A 17,139-nucleotide genomic window follows, 5' to 3' on the forward strand; every position below is an offset into this window, starting at 1 on the left:
CGTCATGACCCCTGGAACGCCTGTCGCACTGGGCCTTCCTGAGCTGCCGGTCCGGCCGATCGCCGAGCGTCGCCTCGCGCGGCGCATCGAGGTCGGGCCGGTGGCCGTGGGGGGCGGTGCGCCCGTCTCGGTGCAGTCGATGACGACGACGCGTACGTCCGACATCGGGGCGACGCTGCAGCAGATCGCGGAGCTGACGGCGTCCGGCTGCCAGATCGTGCGGGTCGCGTGCCCGACGCAGGACGACGCGGACGCGCTCGCCACGATCGCGCGCAAGTCGCAGATCCCGGTGATCGCCGACATTCACTTCCAGCCGAAGTACGTCTTCGCGGCGATCGACGCGGGCTGTGCGGCGGTGCGGGTGAATCCCGGCAACATCAAGCAGTTCGACGACAAGGTGCGCGAGATCGCCCGCGCGGCGTCGGACGCCGGCACGCCGATCCGGATCGGCGTCAACGCGGGCTCGCTCGACAAGCGGCTGCTCGCCAAGTACGGCAAGGCGACCCCGGAGGCGCTGGTCGAGTCGGCGCTCTGGGAGGCCTCGCTCTTCGAGGAGCACGGCTTTAGGGACATCAAGATCTCGGTCAAGCACAACGACCCGGTGGTCATGGTCAACGCCTACCGGCAGCTGGCGGCGGCCTGCGACTACCCCCTGCACCTCGGCGTGACCGAGGCCGGTCCGGCCTTCCAGGGCACGATCAAGTCGGCGGTCGCCTTCGGCGCGCTCCTGAGCGAGGGCATCGGCGACACCATCCGCGTCTCGCTGTCCGCGCCGCCCGCCGAGGAGGTCAAGGTCGGCATCCAGATCCTGGAGTCCCTGAACCTCAGGCAGCGCCGCCTGGAGATCGTCTCCTGTCCGTCCTGCGGGCGGGCCCAGGTCGACGTCTACAAGCTGGCGGACGAGGTCACGGCGGGCCTGGACGGCATGGAAGTGCCGCTGCGCGTCGCGGTCATGGGGTGTGTCGTGAACGGGCCGGGGGAGGCCCGTGAGGCGGATCTCGGTGTCGCGTCCGGCAACGGCAAGGGGCAGATCTTCGTCAAGGGCGAGGTCATCAAGACCGTCCCCGAATCGAAGATCGTAGAGACGCTCATCGAAGAGGCGATGAAGATCGCCGCACAGATGGAGGGCGAGGGCGTCACCTCAGGGGTGCCCGACGTCACCGTGAGCTGAGTTCAACCACAGAGGGGGCCCGAGCATGACCATCCTGGAAACCATTCGGGGGCCGCGCGACCTGAAGGCACTGACCGAGTCCGAACTCGACGAACTGGCCGAGGAGGTAAGGGAGTTCCTGGTGCACGCGGTCGCCAGGACCGGAGGTCACCTCGGGCCCAATCTCGGGGTGGTGGAACTCTCCATCGCCCTCCACCGGGTCTTCGAGTCACCGATCGACCGCATCGTCTGGGACACCGGCCACCAGAGCTACGTGCACAAACTCCTCACCGGCCGGCAGGACTTCTCCAAGCTGCGCGGCAAGGGCGGCCTCTCCGGCTACCCCTCGCGCGCCGAGTCCGAGCACGACATCGTCGAGAACAGCCACGCGTCTACCGCGCTCGGCTGGGCCGACGGCCTCGCCAAGGCGCGGCGGGTCCTGGGGGAGCGCGGCCACGTCGTCGCCGTCATCGGAGACGGCGCGCTGACCGGCGGCATGGCCTGGGAGGCGCTGAACAACATCGCGGCCGCGAAGAACCAGCCGCTGATCATCGTCGTCAACGACAACGAGCGTTCGTACGCCCCCACCATCGGCGGTCTGGCCGACCACCTCGCCACGCTGCGCACCACCGACAGCTACGAACAGGTCCTGGCCTGGGGCAAGGACATACTCCAGCGCACACCCGTCGTCGGCCACACCCTGTACGAGTCGCTGCACGGCGCCAAGAAGGGGTTCAAGGACGCCTTCGCGCCGCAGGGCATGTTCGAGGACCTGGGACTCAAGTACGTCGGGCCCATCGACGGGCACGACACCGGAGCCGTCGAGTCGGCACTGCGACGCGCGAAACGCTTCCACGGCCCCGTCATCGTCCACTGCCTCACCGAGAAGGGCCGAGGCTACGAACCCGCGCTCGCCGACGAAGCCGACCGCTTCCACACGGTCGGCGTGATGGACCCGCTGACCTGCGAACCGCTCGCCCCCTCCAACGGGCCTTCCTGGACCTCGGTGTTCGGCGACGAGATCGTACGGATCGGGGCCGAGCGGGACGACGTGGTGGCGATCACCGCGGCCATGCTGCACCCGGTCGGCCTGACCAAGTTCGCCCAGACCTACCCCGACCGCGTATGGGACGTCGGCATCGCGGAACAGCACGCCACGGTCTCCGCTGCCGGGCTCGCGACCGGCGGCCTGCACCCCGTCGTCGCCGTCTACGCCACCTTCCTCAACCGCGCCTTCGACCAGCTCCTGATGGATGTCGCGCTGCACGAGTGCGGCGTCACCTTCGTCCTCGACCGGGCCGGGATCACGGGCGTGGACGGGGCCTCGCACAACGGCATGTGGGACATGTCGATCCTGCAGGTCGTGCCGGGGCTGCGCATCGCCGCGCCGCGCGACGCCGACCAACTGCGCGCGCAGCTGCGGGAAGCGGTCGCCGTGGACGACGCGCCGACGCTCCTGCGCTTCCCCAAGGAGTCGGTGGGGCCCGCGATCCCCGCGGTGGACCGGATCGGCGGCATGGACGTGCTGAGCCAGGACCCCGACGCCGATGTGCTCGTCGTGGCGGTCGGCGTGATGGCGCCCGTCTGTCTGCAGGCCGCGGAGCTGCTGCGGGAGCGCGGCCTGACCTGCACGGTGGTCGACCCGCGCTGGGTCAAGCCGGTCGACGCCGAGCTGCCCGCGCTCGCCGCCGGGCACCGTGTCGTGGCGGTCGTCGAGGACAACAGCCGGGCGGCCGGGGTCGGCGCGGCCGTATCGCTCGCGCTCTCGGAAGCCGAAGTCGACGTACCCGTACGGCGGTTCGGCATCCCCGAGCAGTTCCTCGCGCACGCCAAGCGCGGCGAGGTGCTCGCGGACGTCGGGCTCACGCCGGTCGAGATCGCGGGGCGGATCAGCGCCACCCTCGCAGCCAAGGAGCACACAGCATGACCAAGGAGTTCGACCTCGGCAGACTCCTCGCCGAGCGGGGCGCCGAGCGCTACGAACTGCATGCGCGGCACCTGAACCACCAGCTGCCGCGCATGCTGCACACCATCGGCTTCGACAAGGTCTACGAACGGGCCGAGGGCGCATACTTCTGGGACGCGGAGGGCAACGACTACCTCGACATGCTCGCGGGCTTCGGGGTGATGGGGCTCGGCCGGCACCATCCCGTCGTACGCAAGGCCCTGCATGACGTCCTGGACGCCTCGCTCGCCGATCTGACGCGCTTCGACTGCCAGCCGCTGCCCGGCCTCCTCGCCGAGAAGCTGCTGACCCACAGCCCGCACCTGGACCGGGTGTTCTTCGGCAACAGCGGCACGGAGGCCGTCGAGACCGCGCTGAAGTTCGCGCGGTACGCGACGGGCAGGCCCAGGGTGCTGTACTGCGCCCACGCCTTCCACGGCCTGACGACGGGCTCCCTCTCGGTCAACGGCGAGTCCGGCTTCCGGGACGGATTCGCACCGCTGCTGCCCGACACGGCGATCCCGCTCGGTGACCTCGACGCGCTGCGGAGGGAGCTGGAGAAGGGCGACGTGGCCGGGCTCATCCTGGAACCGATCCAGGGCAAGGGCGTGCACGAGACACCGCCCGGCTATCTGCTCGCGGCCCAGGAGCTGCTGCGCCGGCACAAGGCGCTGCTCATCGCCGACGAGGTGCAGACGGGTCTGGGCAGGACCGGCGACTTCTACGCCTACCAGCACGAGGAAGGCGTCGAGCCGGACCTGGTGTGCGTGGCCAAGGCGCTGTCGGGCGGCTATGTGCCGGTGGGCGCGACCCTCGGCAAGGACTGGATCTTCAAGAAGGTCTTCTCGTCCATGGACCGGGTGCTCGTGCACTCGGCGAGCTTCGGGTCCAACGCGCAGGCCATGGCGGCCGGGCTCGCGGTCCTGTCCGTCATGGACGACGAGAAGACCGTCGAGAACGCGCGCGTGACCGGTGAGCTGCTGAAGTCACGCCTGGGCGCGCTCGTGGACCGCTACGAGCTGCTGAGCGAGGTGCGCGGCCGCGGCCTGATGGTCGGCATCGAGTTCGGCCGGCCCAAGTCGCTCAAGCTGCGCGGCCGTTGGACGATGCTCCAGGCGGCACGCAAGGGGCTCTTCGCGCAGATGGTGGTCGTGCCGCTGTTGCAGAAGCACCGCATCCTCACCCAGGTCTCCGGTGACCATCTGGAGGTCATCAAGCTGATCCCGCCGCTGATCGTCGGGGAGCGGGAGGTCGACCGTTTCGTGGAGGCCTTCACCGCGGTGATGGACGAGGCGCACAGCGGCGGCGGCCTGATGTGGGACTTCGGGAGGACGCTGGTTAAGCAGGCGGTCGCCAACCGCTGAGGCCGTGGCGCGGACCTTTTGCCTCTGAGGCAATAAAGTTGCCTCGGAGGCAAGATCCTGGCTCAATCGGGGTATGAGCGATGCCGAGCCCCAACCGGAGGGCGCAGATGTCCTGCCGGCCGTTGCCCCGCAACTGCGTGAGCTGCGGCGCCGTGCCGCGCTGACGCTGGAGGCCGCGGCCCGCACCGTCGGGCTCTCGCCCGCCCATCTCTCCCGTCTGGAGACCGGGCAGCGCCAGCCGTCCCTGCCGATGCTGCTCGCACTGGCCCGTACCTACGGTACGACGGTCTCGGAGCTCCTCGGCGAGACGCCCGCCGACCGGGACGCGATCGTCCGCTCCTCGGACATGGAGCCGACCAGGGCGGGCGGCTGGACCTACTGGCAGGCGGGCGCGCAGGGCCGCGGCATGCAGGCGCTGCGGGTGCACGTGCCGCACGGGGCCCAGGGCGACATCGTGCGTGTCCACCCCGGCGAGGAATGGCTGTACGTCCTCCAGGGGCGCCTGCGGCTGCGGCTCGGCGACACCGCGTACACGCTCGATCCCGGCGACAGCGCGCACTTCGACTCGCTGACCCCGCACCGGATCGCCGCCGCCGACCACCTCGGCACCGACCTTCTCTTCGTCCACACCCTGCTGCAGAGCCCCGCCACCGCGCTGTGCCTCGGCGGGGACCCGCTCAGCCCCACCCCGGGAGAATCGCGATGACGGAACCCGAAGCGCAGCAGTCCGGGCAGGACTCCGTGCCCGCCGCAGTGCCCGCCAAGAAGAAGATGTCCCTGGAGGAGAAGTTCCCCCGCGGCCTGTGGGTCCGGCTGATCGTCTACGTGGCCGTCGGCCACCTCTTCGCCGCCTTCATCTACCTGCTGTTCACGCTGGGCGCGCAGAACCAGTAGGGCCGGGTGGCGCGGGGGATCAGTCCAGCAGGTGCTCGCGGAGCCGCTCGCGGGTCTCCGGGGTCACCTTGAGGCCCTCGGCGAGGTAGGTCTCCGTGTCGCCCCAGGTCTGCTCGATCGTCTCGAAGGCGACGGCCAGATATTCGGCGCGGGCCTCGAAGAGCGGGCTAAGCAGCTCCATGACCTCGGGGGACAGGGCGCTGGGGGAGTTGTCGCCGCGGCGCACCTTGTAGCGGCGGTGGGTGGCGTTCGACTCCAGGTAGTCCGCCTCGATGGCGTCGCGCTCGACGCCCACGGCAAGCAGGGCGACCGCGATCGAGAGGCCCGCACGGTCCTTGCCCGCGGCGCAGTGCATCAGCGCGGGCACGCTGTCCGCGGCCATCTCGTGCAGCACGCGGCTGTGTTCGGCGGTGCGGTCCCTGATGATCTCGCGGTACGTGTCGGTCATGCGCCCCGCGGCCTGCCCGTCGGCCAGGGCCGCGCGCAGCTGGTCGAGGTCGCCGTCGCGCACCATCGTCCAGAACTCGGCGCCGTGGGCCGGGTCGGTCAGCGGCAGGTTCACGTTGCGTACGCCGGGCAGTTCGACGTCCGGGCCCTCCAGGCGCTGGTCGGCCGCGTTGCGGAAGTCGTAGACCGTGCGCAGGTTCAGGGTGGTGAGGAACGCCGTGTCGGCCGCCGTGGCGTGCGCGAGGTGACCGCTGCGGAAGAGCCGGCCCGGCCGGACCCGGCGGCCGTCCACCGTCGGAAGTCCGCCCACGTCACGGAAGTTGCGGACTCCGGTCAGCTCGGGCTCCGACAACTCCGACAGCTCTGTTGGAGGGACTTGCTGCGTCACGGGGGCTCCTCCCAAGCGGCCGCCGGCGCGACTCGCCGGTGGGGATTGCGGCTTCGACCATACGACATGGGTTCCTGAGGCAATCACTGCCGGTGCATGAGCGTTGCCTCACAGGTGATGCCGGTCGGTGCCGCACGAGTCCGCCGCGTATTCCGGGCTTGAAGGAAACTTGACCGGTGGCTTATCTCACCCCCCGTCAACCCCTCCCTACGGTGGCGTAGGTCACTTAGCGAGGTGAAAGATATGACGATGTGAGAGCAGAGTCGACATCCTTCATCCCTGACACATTCACCTCCTACGCAGCGGTCGGCGACAGCTTCACCGAAGGCGTGGGGGACCCCGGCCCGGACGGCACGTTCGTCGGCTGGGCCGACCGCCTGGCCGTCCTGCTCGACGACCGGATGCCGGAGCACACGTTCCGGTACGCCAACCTCGCCGTGCGCGGCAAGCTGCTCGACCAGGTCGTCGCCGACCAGGTGCCGCTCGCCAAGAAGATGGGCCCCGACTTCCTGTCGTTCTGCGCGGGCGGCAACGACATCATCCGCCCCGGCACCGACCCGGACGAGGTCGCCGAACGGTTCGAGCGGGCCGTCGCCGACCTCACGTCGGCGGTCGGCACGGTCATGGTGACCACGGGCTTCGACACCCGCGGAGTGCCGGTCCTCAAGCACCTGCGCGGCAAGATCGCCACGTACAACGGCCACGTCCGCGCCATCGCCGACCGCTACGGCTGCCCGGTCCTCGACCTGTGGTCCCTCAAGACCATCCAGGACCGCCGCGCCTGGGACGGCGACCGCCTGCACCTGTCCGCCGAGGGGCACACCCGCGTGGCGCTCCGGGCGGGCCAGGTCCTTGGCCTCGAAGTCCCCGCGGACCCGGACCAGCCGTGGCCCCCGGAGCCGCCGCGCGGCACGCTCGAGGTGCGGCGCGACGACATCAACTGGGCGCGCGAGTACCTGGTGCCGTGGTTCGGGCGGCGGCTGCGCGGAGAGTCGTCGGGAGACCACGTGGAGGCCAAGGGCAGCGTGGACCCCTACACCGTCCGGATGCACATCGAGTCGGCGTCCTGACGGCAGCCGTCAGCCCGTGGGGGAGCCGGCCGGGAGCAGGCCGAGCTCCCGGGTCAGGGCCTCGTCCACCCAGGCCAGCATCCGGGCGCGCGGCAGCGTGCCGCCGTACGAGGTCATCTGCACCGCGAGGCCGTCCAGCAGGGCCGTGAGACGCAGGGCCGCGTCGCGCGGGTCGGAGCAGGTGAACTCGCCTGCTGCGACGCCCTCTTCGATGACGCCCGCGATGGCCGCCTTCCACTGCTGGTCCAGGTCGCGCGTGACCGTACGCAGGGCCGGTTCGCGCAGCGCGGCCGACCAGCCCTCGATCCACAGGCGCCAGCCCTTGGCCTGGCCGGTGGGGGCGTACCAGCGGACGGCGGCACGCAGGCGGCGCAGGGCCGTGGTGCGGCGCTTCAGGACGGTGCGCAGGTGGGCGAGGTCGGCCTCCGCGGCATGCGTGAACGCCGCCGACACCAGCTTCTCCTTCGTGGAGAAGTGGTACAGGACCAGCGCGTTGCTCACCCCGAGCGCCGCGGCCACGTCCGCGATGCGCACGGCCGCCACACCGCGCACCTCGATCTGTTCGACGGTCGCCGCAAGGAGCTCCGCCCGCCGTTCCGCCACGCCCAACCGCACTCTCGCCACGCCGGGCAGCCTATACACCTCCGGTCTACGCGTGTCTGCGTGTGCTTATGAGGCCGCGTACCAGCCGAACCGCTCGCCGATCGCCGGCAGGCGATCGGCGACCAGCGCGTGGGCAGCGGCGCGCGGGGTCGTGCCGTCCGCCTCCGCGCGGCCCAGCATCACGTCGACCAGGGCCCGCATCGAGCGCCGCGTGTACGCGAAGGCCTCGTCCGCGTCGGCCCCGATGTCACCGAACAGGGTCCACCACCACCAGGCGTTGGTGCCGGAGTTGACCACGACGTCCGGCAGGACGGTGACGCCGCGCTCCGCGAGCAGCACCTCCGCCTCCGGAAGGACCGGCATGTTGGCCGCCTCCGCTATCCAACGGGCTTTGATCCGCGCCTGGTTGACCCGGTTGACGGTGTACGACACCGCGGCGGGGACCAGGATCTCCGCCTCCGCGGCCAGCCACTCGTCGCCCGGCAGCTCGCGGTCGCCGGGGCGCAGGACGGAGCGGTCCACGGTGCCGTGCGCGTCGCGGGCGGCGAGCAGCGCCTCCACGTCGAGCCCGGCCGGGTTGGCGATCGTGCCCCTGATGTCGGCGACGGCCACCGTCGTCAGGCCCGCGCGCGACAGGTAGCGGGCGGTCGCACCGCCCATCGTGCCCAGACCCTGCACGGCCACGCGCGCGCCCGCGTGCGCGTGGCCGGCGCGGTCGAGGGCGGCCAGGACCGCTTCGGCGACCCCGTGCCCGCCGACCAGCTCGGCCAGGCCGATCCCGTCGACCCGTACGGCGAACGCGTCCGCCAGGCGGTCACGGGCCGCCGCCTCGTCGTCCAGGAGCGGGTAGACGGCCTGGACGCAGGAGACCAGGCCCGCGTCCGCCGCCGCCTTGTCGACCAGGTCCTGGGTGAGACCCAGATCCTCGCCCGTGGTCCAGGAGCTCTCGATGTACGGGCGCATCGCCCGCAGGTAGCGCACCAGGACGTCATAGGCCTCCGGGGCGCGCGGATCGCAGTCAATGCCGCCCTTGGCGCCGCCGAGCGGGATGTAGCGGGCGCTCGGGTCGTAGTGCAGGGCTTCCTTCATCGTCATCCCGCGCGCGAGGCCCGCGACCTCGTCGAGGGTGCAGCCGGGGCGCATCCGCAGCCCGCCGCTGCTGACACCCCGTACGAGACGGTCGACGACCAGATAACCCCTGTGGCCGGTGATGTGATCCGTCCAGGTGAGGGAGAGCAGAGGCGTGTGAGCCGGTGACATGAAGCGATCTCCTACTGAATGGGGAATCAGTAGCAGTACACCATGCGGCGAAGCGCGCGTGGCCGGTGCGGGTCCCTCCGGACGGCCGTCGCCGCAAGCGGTGCACATAATGGAGATCTGACCTATCCCTTCCAGGAGGTGCTGTGTCCCGTTCGCTGAGCCCCGGGCTCCGCTCGCTCAGGACCGCCGCCTTCGGCGCGGATCCGGCCGGTGAGCGGCTCGCGAGGATCCACAGATCGCCGAACTTCGCCGACGGGTCCTTCCAGAACCCCGAAGGGGCGCGAACCCGGCCCACCGGTTCGTCGCTCGAGTTCGCGAAGATCTACTTCCGCAAGGAGGAGCGGATCCGGCGCGGCCCATCGGGCACCGTTCCCGTGCATTCCACGACCCTCGCCGACCTCGCGAAGCCGCCGGCCGACGGCCTGCGGATCACCTGGATGGGGCATTCCAGTGTGCTCGCCGAGATCGACGGGCGGCGGGTGCTGTTCGACCCGGTCTGGGGCGAGCGGTGCTCCCCCTTCTCCTGGGTCGGCCCCAAGCGGCTGCATCCCGTGCCGGTGCCGCTCGCGGCGCTCGGCCCGGTGGACGTGGTGGTGATCTCGCACGATCACTACGACCACCTCGACATGCCCAGCATCAGGGCCCTGGCCGGCACGGACACGGTGTTCGCCGTGCCGCTCGGCGTCGGCGCCCACCTGGAGCGCTGGGGCGTCCCCGCCGACCGGCTGCGCGAGCTGGACTGGAACGAGACCGCGAAGGTCGGGGACCTGACCTTGACGGCGACGCCCGCGCGCCACTTCTGCGGTCGCGGCGTGCGCAACTTCCAGCACACGCTCTGGGCGTCCTGGGCCGTCACGGGACCCGAGCACAGCGTTTACCACAGCGGGGACACCGGCTACTTCAGCGGTTTCCGGGAGATCGGCGCCGAACACGGCCCGTTCGACGTCACGATGATCCAGATCGGCGCCTACTCCGAGTTCTGGCCCGACATCCACATGACGCCCGAGGAGGGCGTGCGCGCGCACCTGGATCTCCAGGGCGGGCGGCCCGACGGTGTGATGCTGCCGATCCACTGGGGCACGTTCAACCTCGCACCGCACCCGTGGTCCGCACCCGGTGAGGGCACGGTGGCCGCGGCGGGCGCCGCGGGGGCGAAGATCGCGCTGCCCGTGCCGGGGGAGCCGTTCGAGCCCGCGTCGGACTCCGTCCCGGCGCAGCCGTGGTGGCGCGGCGTCGCGATCGAGCCGGCGGGCGGATGGACCTCTCCGGAGACCGTCGTCGCGGCCACCGGGCGGGCGCAGCCCGCCGCTCGCGGGACGGGCACGGAGGGCACCGGGGAGCCCGAGGCGGCGCGGGTCGGCTGACGGCTCCGGGCGCGGCCGATGGCTCCGGTCGCGCCTGGCGCTGCGGGGCGGCCGTAGGCGACGCGGCCGTAGGCGACGCGCCGCCCAGCAGCCGTGCCGGACGGCCGCTGCGTCATGCCGTTCGCCGGATCACCGCCGACCGCCGAACTCCCAGTCGTGGACCTCGACCGAGGCGTAGCGCCGCGGGACCAGGACGGCGCGGGCCGCGTCCGGGTCCGCGGCCCGGACCAGCGCCGCCGTGCCCAGCCAGGTGGCGTCGTCGTCGGACAGCAGCGGCCCGTACGCGATGACCTCGTCCCCGCCGGGCGGCACGTCGAGATCCGCGGAGTACCCCGAGCCGAGGCCGATGACCAGGTACCTGTTGCCGCCCTCGTTCCCGCCGGGGAAATCCCACATGGTGCGCCCCAGCGTGTTGCGCCAGCGGCGCAGCAGCACGTCGCGGTAGGCGCCCGCCTGGTAGTTCGGCTCGTCGAAGGCGAACGCGCGTGCGGCAGCGGGATCCGGCAGGTCGACGATGTGCACGCTTCCGGTGGGCGTCTCGCCGTCGGCGGCGAACGTCGGGCCGCGGGCGATCAGCTCCGCCGCGTACCGGTCCATGTAGGACCAGTGGTCCTCCAGGAGCTCTTCGCGCAGCTTCAGGGAGCCGGACCGGTCGCGGTGATAGCAGAAGAAAAGCATGGCACCGACTTTCGTCAATCGACGTCGGATTCTCAACGGGATTCGGGCAGGCGCGAGTCCACGTCCTGATCGGGTGCCGAGTTCCCGTCGTAATCAGACGGTCGTGCGACGCGTCATACCAGAGCGGGATGCTGAGTGCCGGACTTTGTCAACTGCCCCACGCACTTCAAGCGTTGGTGACTACCGTGAGTGTCCGCCGGTCGACGCAGGGATCATGACGGCCATCCCGCCCGAGCCCTCCCGACCGGTACGGCGATGCCGCGAAGCCACGCGTCGCGCGCCCGTCGGAGCCCGCTCCCTGACCGAGGACGCTGATGTCTCACCTTCGCTCACCGGCCGCCCGCGCAGACCGCCGTGAGGGCGGACGGCACGGGAGACCAGGGAGCCGACCCGCCGCGCCGCTGCCCGAGGCCCGGATACGGCCGCAGCTCCTGCGCATCGCCGTGCTCCCCGTCGTCGCGGTGCTGCTCTGCGCCGGTGCCGCCGTCCTGTTCATCGTCCGGTCGGCCCCCGGCCCGCTCGAACCCCCGCTCCTCCTCGTCCTCGGCGCCGCCGGGGCCATCAGCCTGGCCAGCGTCGTGATCGCCGCCATCGCCGCCGACCGCACCGCGACCGCCGTACGCGAGCGCGTCGGCACCCTGCGCCGCACCACCGCCCGCGGCCAGGCCGAACTGCGCGAAGTCGTCGAGAAACTGCGCCGCGGCGACGGACCGCCCCCGCGCCGGGCGCCCGTCAGAACCGCCCCGGACGGCGACGAGTTCGGGCTGCTCGCCGACGAGCTCTCGCGGGCCCAGGACGTCGCCGTCGCCGCCGTCGTGCAGGCCTCGCAGCTCTCCAGCCACGCGGGCAGCGAACAGAAGGTCGAAGTCTTCGTCAATCTGGCCCGGCGCCTGCAGTCCCTCGTGCACCGCGAGATCTCCATCCTCGACGAGCTGGAGAACGACGTCGAGGACCCGGACCTGCTCAAGGGCCTCTTCCACGTCGACCACCTGGCCACCCGCATCCGCAGGCACGCCGAGAACCTCGCCGTCCTCGGCGGCGCCATCTCGCGCCGCCAGTGGAGCAGCCCCGTCTCCATGACGGAGGTGCTCCGCTCGGCCATCGCGGAGGTCGAGCAGTACTCACGCGTCAAGCTGGTGCCGCCGATCGCGGGCACCCTGCGCGGCCACGCCGTCGCCGACGTCATCCACCTCCTGGCCGAACTCGTCGAGAACGCCACGGTGTTCTCCGCCCCGCACACCCAGGTCCTGCTGCGCGCCAACCTGGTGACGGCCGGACTCGCCGTCGAGGTCGAGGACCGCGGGCTCGGCATGCCGCTGACCGAGCAGAACAAGATGAACCACCTGCTCGCCGACCCGGACCAGGTCAACGTCGCGAGCCTCCTCCAGGACGGGCGGATCGGCCTCTACGTCGTCTCCGCGCTCGCCCGCAGGCACGGCATCGCGGTCCGCCTCCAGACCAACATCTACGGAGGCGTGCAGGCCGTACTGATCCTGCCGCAGGGCCTCCTCGGCACCGAGCCGCAGCACGATCCGGGCATCGCCGAGCATCCGCAAGCGGCCCCGCAGTCCATGCCGCCGATCGCCCCGCAGCCCGTCCCGCCGACCGCCCCCGCCGCCGTACACGAAGCGGCACCCGCGCCCCCGGCGGCCCCCCGCCCGGAGCCGGTCCCCGCCGCCGCCCGCCCGCAACCGATCCCCGCGGCGAACGGCTCCGCGCCCGCCCCGCTGCCCGTGCGGGGCAGGGAGGGCAGAGCGACCCCGGCCGAAGCCGTGCCGGGGATCAGGCCGCACGACCGGCAGGCCGTCGCCGAGCACGCCGGGACACCGCCGACCCCCCTCAACGGCGCCGTACGCGGCCGGGTCGGCAAGCCCCAGCTGCCCAAGCGCCGCGCCCAGGAACACATCGCGCCCCAGCTGCGGGACGCCCCCGCTCCCCGCCCGGAGAGCGAACACCACGTCGGCCACGACCCGGGCCTGATGGCCGCCTTCCAGCGCGGCATCGGACTCGCCGCCGCGCAGGAGACGCGCGACCCGGCACCCGCACCCGACCTCAACGTCCCCCGTGACGGAGGCGACCAGGGTGGCTGAACCTCACCACCCGGCCACCACCCCATCTGCCCCGGCAGATCCTCGTACGCAAGGAGTCGATCCACCATGGTGAGCGATGCGCCGACAGGGCAGGTATCCGACCTCGACTGGCTGATGAGCGGACTCGTGCAGCGCGTTCCGCACACCCACAGCGCGGTCCTGCTCTCCTCGGACGGACTCGTGAAGTCGGTCCACGGCCTCGACCCGGACAGCGCCGACCACATGGCGGCCCTGGCCTCCGGGCTCTACTCACTGGGACGCAGCGCGGGCATCCGGTTCGGCGACGGCGGCGACGTACGCCAGGTCGTCGTGGAGCTCGACTCCACCCTCCTGTTCGTCTCCACGGCGGGCTCGGGCACCTGTCTGGCGGTGCTCGCCGGGCGCGACGCGGACGCGGCGGTGCTCGGCTACGAAATGGCGATGCTCGTCAAGAGCGTGCGCCCCTACCTGATGACCGCCCCCCGGCAGCTCGCCGGCGAACCCGCGCCGATGAGGCATTGAGCGTGGCGGCCCCGCACGACGGGCCATGGCTCGACGAATCCGCCGGGCGGCTCGTCCGCCCCTACACCGTCAGCGACGGACGGACCCGGCCGACCGCCCACATGGACCTGCTCACCCAGGTGATGGCCACCGGAACACCGGTCATCGGTTACCCGGGGCCCGATCACACGGCGGCGCTCGGGCTCTGCGCGGCACCCACGTCGGTCGCGGAGATCGCCGCGCAGCTGAAGCTGCCCGCGGCCGTGACCAAGGTGCTGCTCTCCGATCTCGTCGACTGCGGGGCGCTCACCCTGAGAGCCCCGGACTTCTACCACAACCCCACCGACCGGTCCCTGTTGGAGGCAGTGCTCGATGGACTACGACGACAGCTCTGACCCCTTCCCCACCGCGCTGAAGATCCTGATCGCGGGCGGTTTCGGGGTCGGCAAGACGACCTTCACGGGCGCGGTGAGCGAGATCGCGCCGCTCAGCACGGAGGAGCTCCTCACCACGGTCAGCGAGGGCACCGACGATCTGTCGGGCGTCGAGAACAAGACGACGACCACCGTGGCCATGGACTTCGGGCGCATCACCCTCGATCCCGAACATGTGCTCTACCTCTTCGGAACGCCCGGGCAGGAACGCTTCTGGTTCATGTGGGACGAGCTCTCCGAAGGCGCGCTCGGCGCGGTGGTCCTGGCCGACACCCGCCGTCTGGAGGACTGCTTCGCGGCCGTCGACTTCTTCGAGCAGCGCGGCATGGGCTTCATCGTCGCGATCAACGAATTCGACGGCGGCTACCGCTACGAACCCGAAGAAGTGCGCTCCGCCATCGACCTCGACCCCCGGGTGCCCGTCGTGCGCTGCGACGCGCGGATCTCCAGCTCCGGCATCGCGACACTGCTCACCCTCGTCAAGCACCTGCTCGCCCATGCCCCGGCCGCCCCGAGCTACGGAGCCCACACCTGATGTACGACACGACAGCGCACCTGCTGCTCACCCCCGTCGACAAGGAGGCGCCGAGCCGGGTGCGGCGGCTGCGCAGGCTCGGCATAGGCCTGCGCCCCGACCTCGCCTTCGACGCCTTCGCCGACCGGCTCGCCGAGGTCACGGGCGCGCCGTACTCCATGGTCAACTTCATCGACGAGAACCAGCAGTTCTTCGCGGGCCTGCACACCCCCGACGACACCGGGCACCGCTACATGGCCCGCGACCACGGGTACTGCCCGCATGTCGTCGTGCGGCGCAAGGCCCTGGTCCTGGAGGACGTCGTCGACTATCCGCGGTTCGCGGGCAATCCGGTGGTCGACGAGATCGGGATCCGCTCCTATCTGGGCGCCCCGCTCATCGACCGCACGGGCACGGCGCTCGGCACGGTCTGCGTCGTGGACGTCGAGCCCCGGCCGTGGGGCAGGGCGGGCCTCGAGACGATCAAGGCGATGGCGGCGGAGCTGATCGAGCAGATCCACCGCCGGGAGGACGGCGGGATCTGACTCACGCCGTGAGTACCGTTCCGTCGGGGAAACGGACGCGGACGGAGTCGCCCTCCACCGTGCACGCGACGGACTCCCGCAGAGCCGCAGGACGGACGGTGTCCCCGGACAGGGCGACGAGCGTGACGTGGATGCCGGTGCCGCCCGGATGCCCGGCGAACGTCAGACAGGGCGTCGCCGAGTGCGGCCCGTAGGCGTTGGCCGCCACCTCGCGGGCGATGCCCGTCTCCTCGTCCCATCCGTGGAGTGCGACCAGGGCGCTGGTCAGCCCGGATTCCGTACGGGCGAGCGCCCAGCCGGGCCCCTGCTCGGCGTACGGCGGCTTCTCGTCGGCCACCGCGTAGCCGCCCTCACGGACGGTCGTGCCCGCCGGGGCCTGGATGCGGTGGACGCGGATCTCCCAGGGCCCGTGCAGCACGCTGGTCGTCAGAACCGGGAACTCGCCCTCCGTGCCCGGCAGCAGCGCGTCGTGACGCGAGACGGCCGTGCGTCCTTCGCAGCGCAGCGGGTGGATACGGCGGCGGCGGGAAGCGGTGCCGTCCGGTGCGAGCAGGGCGAGGTGGTTGTCCACGTTGCGGTCCCACGCGCTAGGTGCGGTCTCGGGGGCGGTCGCCGTGGAGTAGCCGAACTTCGCGTAATGCGGGTCGTCGGTCGCCTCGCCTTCCAGGGGGTTGTGGTCGCTGCCGTGGTTGACGAGGCGGACGATGCCGTCGTGGCGGGTGCCGTGCAGGAGCCAGCCGGGCTGGGGGAGCGCCGTGTACTGGTCGGACTCCTCGACGGGGAGCGGGACTTCGCGCTCCGTCCACACCGGGTGATCGGCGGGCAGGAGCAGACCGAGGAAACCCTTGCTGGCCCAGTACGGGGACGCCGGACCCGAGTAGGCCTGGGTGGACGGCAGGAACGTCCCGTACCAGCCGAGCGGCAGCAGCCCCCGCTCGTCAGGAACGCCGCGTTCCACGAAGTGCCGTGCGGTGCCGGACGCCAGGCGGCGCGTGAGACCAGGGGCCAGGGGCGTGCAGTTCGCGAGGGCGCCCATCCAGACGGGGGCGGTCGCGGCGAAGCGGTAGGTGAGGGAGCGGCCCTGGTGGACGGGGGCGCCGTCGGCGCCGAAGAAGTGCGGGTACGTGGCCAGGAACTGGGCCAGGCGCTCGCGGTAGACCTCGGTGCGCCCTCCGTCGTCCTCGCCCGCCATGCGCGCCCACAGCAGGGGGTACAGATGCATCGCCCAGCCGATGTAGTAGTCGAAGTTGCGCCCGTCGCCGTCCGTGTACCAGCCGTCCCCGCGGTACCAGTCCTCGATGCGGTCGAGGCCGCCGTCGATGTCCGCCTTGCTGTACGGGGCGCCGACCGAAGCCAGGAACTGCTCGGACACCACCTGGAAGAGACGCCAGTTGTTGTCCCAGGTCCGGCCGCCGACGAAGCCGGAGAACCAGTCGACGACCCGTTCCTGGACCCGGCTGTCGAGCTTGTCCCAGATCCAGGGGCGGGTCTCGTGCAGGCCGATCGCGATCGACGCGGCCTCCACCATCTGCTGGGAGCAGTCGCTGAGTCGGGGCCAGGCCTCGCCGCCCGCGCGGTCCTGGTCCGTGCCCGTTGTCAGACCCTGCGCGTAGCGTTCCAGGAGGTGGGGGTCGACGTTGCCGCCATCGCCGCCCGCTCCCGCGATCCGGAAGGAGGCGAGGAGGAATGACCGTGCGTAGCCTTCGAGCCCGTCCGACACGACCCCCGACCAACTGCCCCGCCCCGGCAGCCGGTACTGCGCGAAGTTCGGCGTCGCGTAGGGAACCAGAGCGTCGAGCTGCCGGTCGGCGAGCGCCTCCCAGTGGGACCGGGTCCAGCCCGTGAGCGGGGACAGGACGCGGTCGGTGGGCGGCAGGGCCAGGTGCGGTGCGGGCATGGCGGGTCCGTGTTTC

The 17,139-nt window shown here is 71.5% G+C and carries 17 protein-coding genes; 12 read left to right on the forward strand and 5 right to left on the reverse strand.

The features are described 5' to 3' along the window. The first annotated feature begins 4 nt into the window (after nucleotides 1–4). The 5 genes from ispG (at nucleotide 5) to ABZ906_RS04420 (ending at nucleotide 5,353) form a co-directional block, all read left to right on the forward strand. Nucleotides 5–1,171 (forward strand): flavodoxin-dependent (E)-4-hydroxy-3-methylbut-2-enyl-diphosphate synthase, encoded by a 1,167-nt coding sequence (ispG, locus tag ABZ906_RS04400; RefSeq protein ID WP_361377164.1) that lies wholly within the window; start codon nucleotides 5–7, stop codon nucleotides 1,169–1,171. Between the two features lie 25 nt (nucleotides 1,172–1,196). Then, nucleotides 1,197–3,077 (forward strand): 1-deoxy-D-xylulose-5-phosphate synthase, encoded by a 1,881-nt coding sequence (gene dxs, locus ABZ906_RS04405; RefSeq protein WP_361377167.1) that lies wholly within the window; start codon nucleotides 1,197–1,199, stop codon nucleotides 3,075–3,077. Then, nucleotides 3,074–4,459: an aspartate aminotransferase family protein gene (locus ABZ906_RS04410; protein WP_361377170.1), complete on the forward strand. Its 1,386-nt coding sequence runs from the start codon at nucleotides 3,074–3,076 to the stop codon at nucleotides 4,457–4,459. Before dxs ends, ABZ906_RS04410 begins: the two co-directional genes overlap by 4 nt. Nucleotides 4,460–4,532: 73 nt before the next feature. Then, complete coding sequence (locus ABZ906_RS04415; RefSeq protein WP_361377173.1) at nucleotides 4,533–5,165, forward strand: XRE family transcriptional regulator; 633 nt, start codon at nucleotides 4,533–4,535, stop codon at nucleotides 5,163–5,165. Nucleotides 5,166–5,230: 65 nt separating this feature from the next. Then, nucleotides 5,231–5,353, forward strand: a complete 123-nt coding sequence (locus ABZ906_RS04420; RefSeq protein ID WP_190080972.1) for a DUF6126 family protein — start codon at nucleotides 5,231–5,233, stop codon at nucleotides 5,351–5,353. Between the two features lie 19 nt (nucleotides 5,354–5,372). Here ABZ906_RS04420 and ABZ906_RS04425 read toward each other — a convergent pair whose 3' ends face one another. Next, the gene (locus ABZ906_RS04425) at nucleotides 5,373–6,188 is read right to left on the reverse strand and encodes a tyrosine-protein phosphatase (RefSeq protein WP_361185474.1); all 816 of its coding nucleotides are present in this window, start codon (nucleotides 6,186–6,188) and stop codon (nucleotides 5,373–5,375) included. A 251-nt stretch (nucleotides 6,189–6,439) separates the two neighbouring features. Between ABZ906_RS04425 and ABZ906_RS04430 the strand changes: the two genes are divergently transcribed. Continuing rightward, a complete protein-coding gene (locus ABZ906_RS04430; protein ID WP_361185476.1) occupies nucleotides 6,440–7,258 on the forward strand; it encodes an SGNH/GDSL hydrolase family protein in 819 nt (272 codons plus the stop codon). Nucleotides 7,259–7,267: 9 nt separating this feature from the next. On the opposite strand, the gene ABZ906_RS04435 is transcribed toward ABZ906_RS04430, so the two are convergent. Both ABZ906_RS04435 and ABZ906_RS04440 read right to left on the reverse strand, forming a co-directional pair. After that, nucleotides 7,268–7,882, reverse strand: coding sequence for a TetR family transcriptional regulator C-terminal domain-containing protein (locus tag ABZ906_RS04435; protein WP_361377176.1), 615 nt, complete (start codon nucleotides 7,880–7,882; stop codon nucleotides 7,268–7,270). 45 nt (nucleotides 7,883–7,927) lie between these two features. Continuing rightward, on the reverse strand, nucleotides 7,928–9,121 hold the full coding sequence (locus ABZ906_RS04440; protein WP_361377179.1) for a Glu/Leu/Phe/Val dehydrogenase dimerization domain-containing protein: 1,194 nt from the start codon (nucleotides 9,119–9,121) through the stop codon (nucleotides 7,928–7,930). 143 nt (nucleotides 9,122–9,264) lie between these two features. On the opposite strand from ABZ906_RS04440, the gene ABZ906_RS04445 reads away from it, so the two are divergent. Continuing rightward, the gene (locus tag ABZ906_RS04445) at nucleotides 9,265–10,485 is read left to right on the forward strand and encodes an MBL fold metallo-hydrolase (RefSeq protein WP_361377182.1); all 1,221 of its coding nucleotides are present in this window, start codon (nucleotides 9,265–9,267) and stop codon (nucleotides 10,483–10,485) included. 129 nt (nucleotides 10,486–10,614) lie between these two features. Here the strand turns inward: ABZ906_RS04445 and ABZ906_RS04450 are convergent, their stop codons facing one another. Beyond that, nucleotides 10,615–11,163 carry a YciI family protein gene (locus tag ABZ906_RS04450; RefSeq protein ID WP_361377185.1) on the reverse strand — a complete coding sequence of 183 codons (549 nt, stop codon included), beginning with the start codon at nucleotides 11,161–11,163 and terminating at the stop codon, nucleotides 10,615–10,617. A 314-nt stretch (nucleotides 11,164–11,477) separates the two neighbouring features. On the opposite strand from ABZ906_RS04450, the gene ABZ906_RS04455 reads away from it, so the two are divergent. The 5 genes from ABZ906_RS04455 to ABZ906_RS04475 all read left to right on the forward strand — a co-directional run bounded on the left by ABZ906_RS04455 (nucleotide 11,478) and on the right by ABZ906_RS04475 (nucleotide 15,226). Beyond that, on the forward strand, nucleotides 11,478–13,253 hold the full coding sequence (locus ABZ906_RS04455) for an ATP-binding protein (protein WP_361377188.1): 1,776 nt from the start codon (nucleotides 11,478–11,480) through the stop codon (nucleotides 13,251–13,253). Between the two features lie 66 nt (nucleotides 13,254–13,319). After that, complete coding sequence (locus tag ABZ906_RS04460) at nucleotides 13,320–13,754, forward strand: roadblock/LC7 domain-containing protein (RefSeq protein WP_190080592.1); 435 nt, start codon at nucleotides 13,320–13,322, stop codon at nucleotides 13,752–13,754. A 2-nt stretch (nucleotides 13,755–13,756) separates the two neighbouring features. Beyond that, nucleotides 13,757–14,128 (forward strand): DUF742 domain-containing protein, encoded by a 372-nt coding sequence (locus ABZ906_RS04465; RefSeq protein ID WP_361185493.1) that lies wholly within the window; start codon nucleotides 13,757–13,759, stop codon nucleotides 14,126–14,128. Next, nucleotides 14,106–14,702, forward strand: a complete 597-nt coding sequence (locus ABZ906_RS04470; protein ID WP_361185495.1) for an ATP/GTP-binding protein — start codon at nucleotides 14,106–14,108, stop codon at nucleotides 14,700–14,702. Before ABZ906_RS04465 ends, ABZ906_RS04470 begins: the two co-directional genes overlap by 23 nt. Next, a complete protein-coding gene (locus ABZ906_RS04475; RefSeq protein WP_361186077.1) occupies nucleotides 14,699–15,226 on the forward strand; it encodes a GAF domain-containing protein in 528 nt (175 codons plus the stop codon). The genes ABZ906_RS04470 and ABZ906_RS04475 overlap by 4 nt, the downstream gene beginning before the upstream one ends. A gap of 1 nt (nucleotide 15,227) precedes the next feature. Here ABZ906_RS04475 and ABZ906_RS04480 read toward each other — a convergent pair whose 3' ends face one another. Continuing rightward, entirely contained in the window at nucleotides 15,228–17,123 is a 1,896-nt protein-coding gene (locus ABZ906_RS04480) for a DUF2264 domain-containing protein (RefSeq protein ID WP_361377191.1), read from the reverse strand. Between the last annotated feature and the right edge of the window lie 16 nt (nucleotides 17,124–17,139).

The sequence above is a fragment of the Streptomyces sp. NPDC046925 genome (genome assembly GCF_040644915.1).
Taxonomy (GTDB): domain Bacteria; phylum Actinomycetota; class Actinomycetes; order Streptomycetales; family Streptomycetaceae; genus Streptomyces.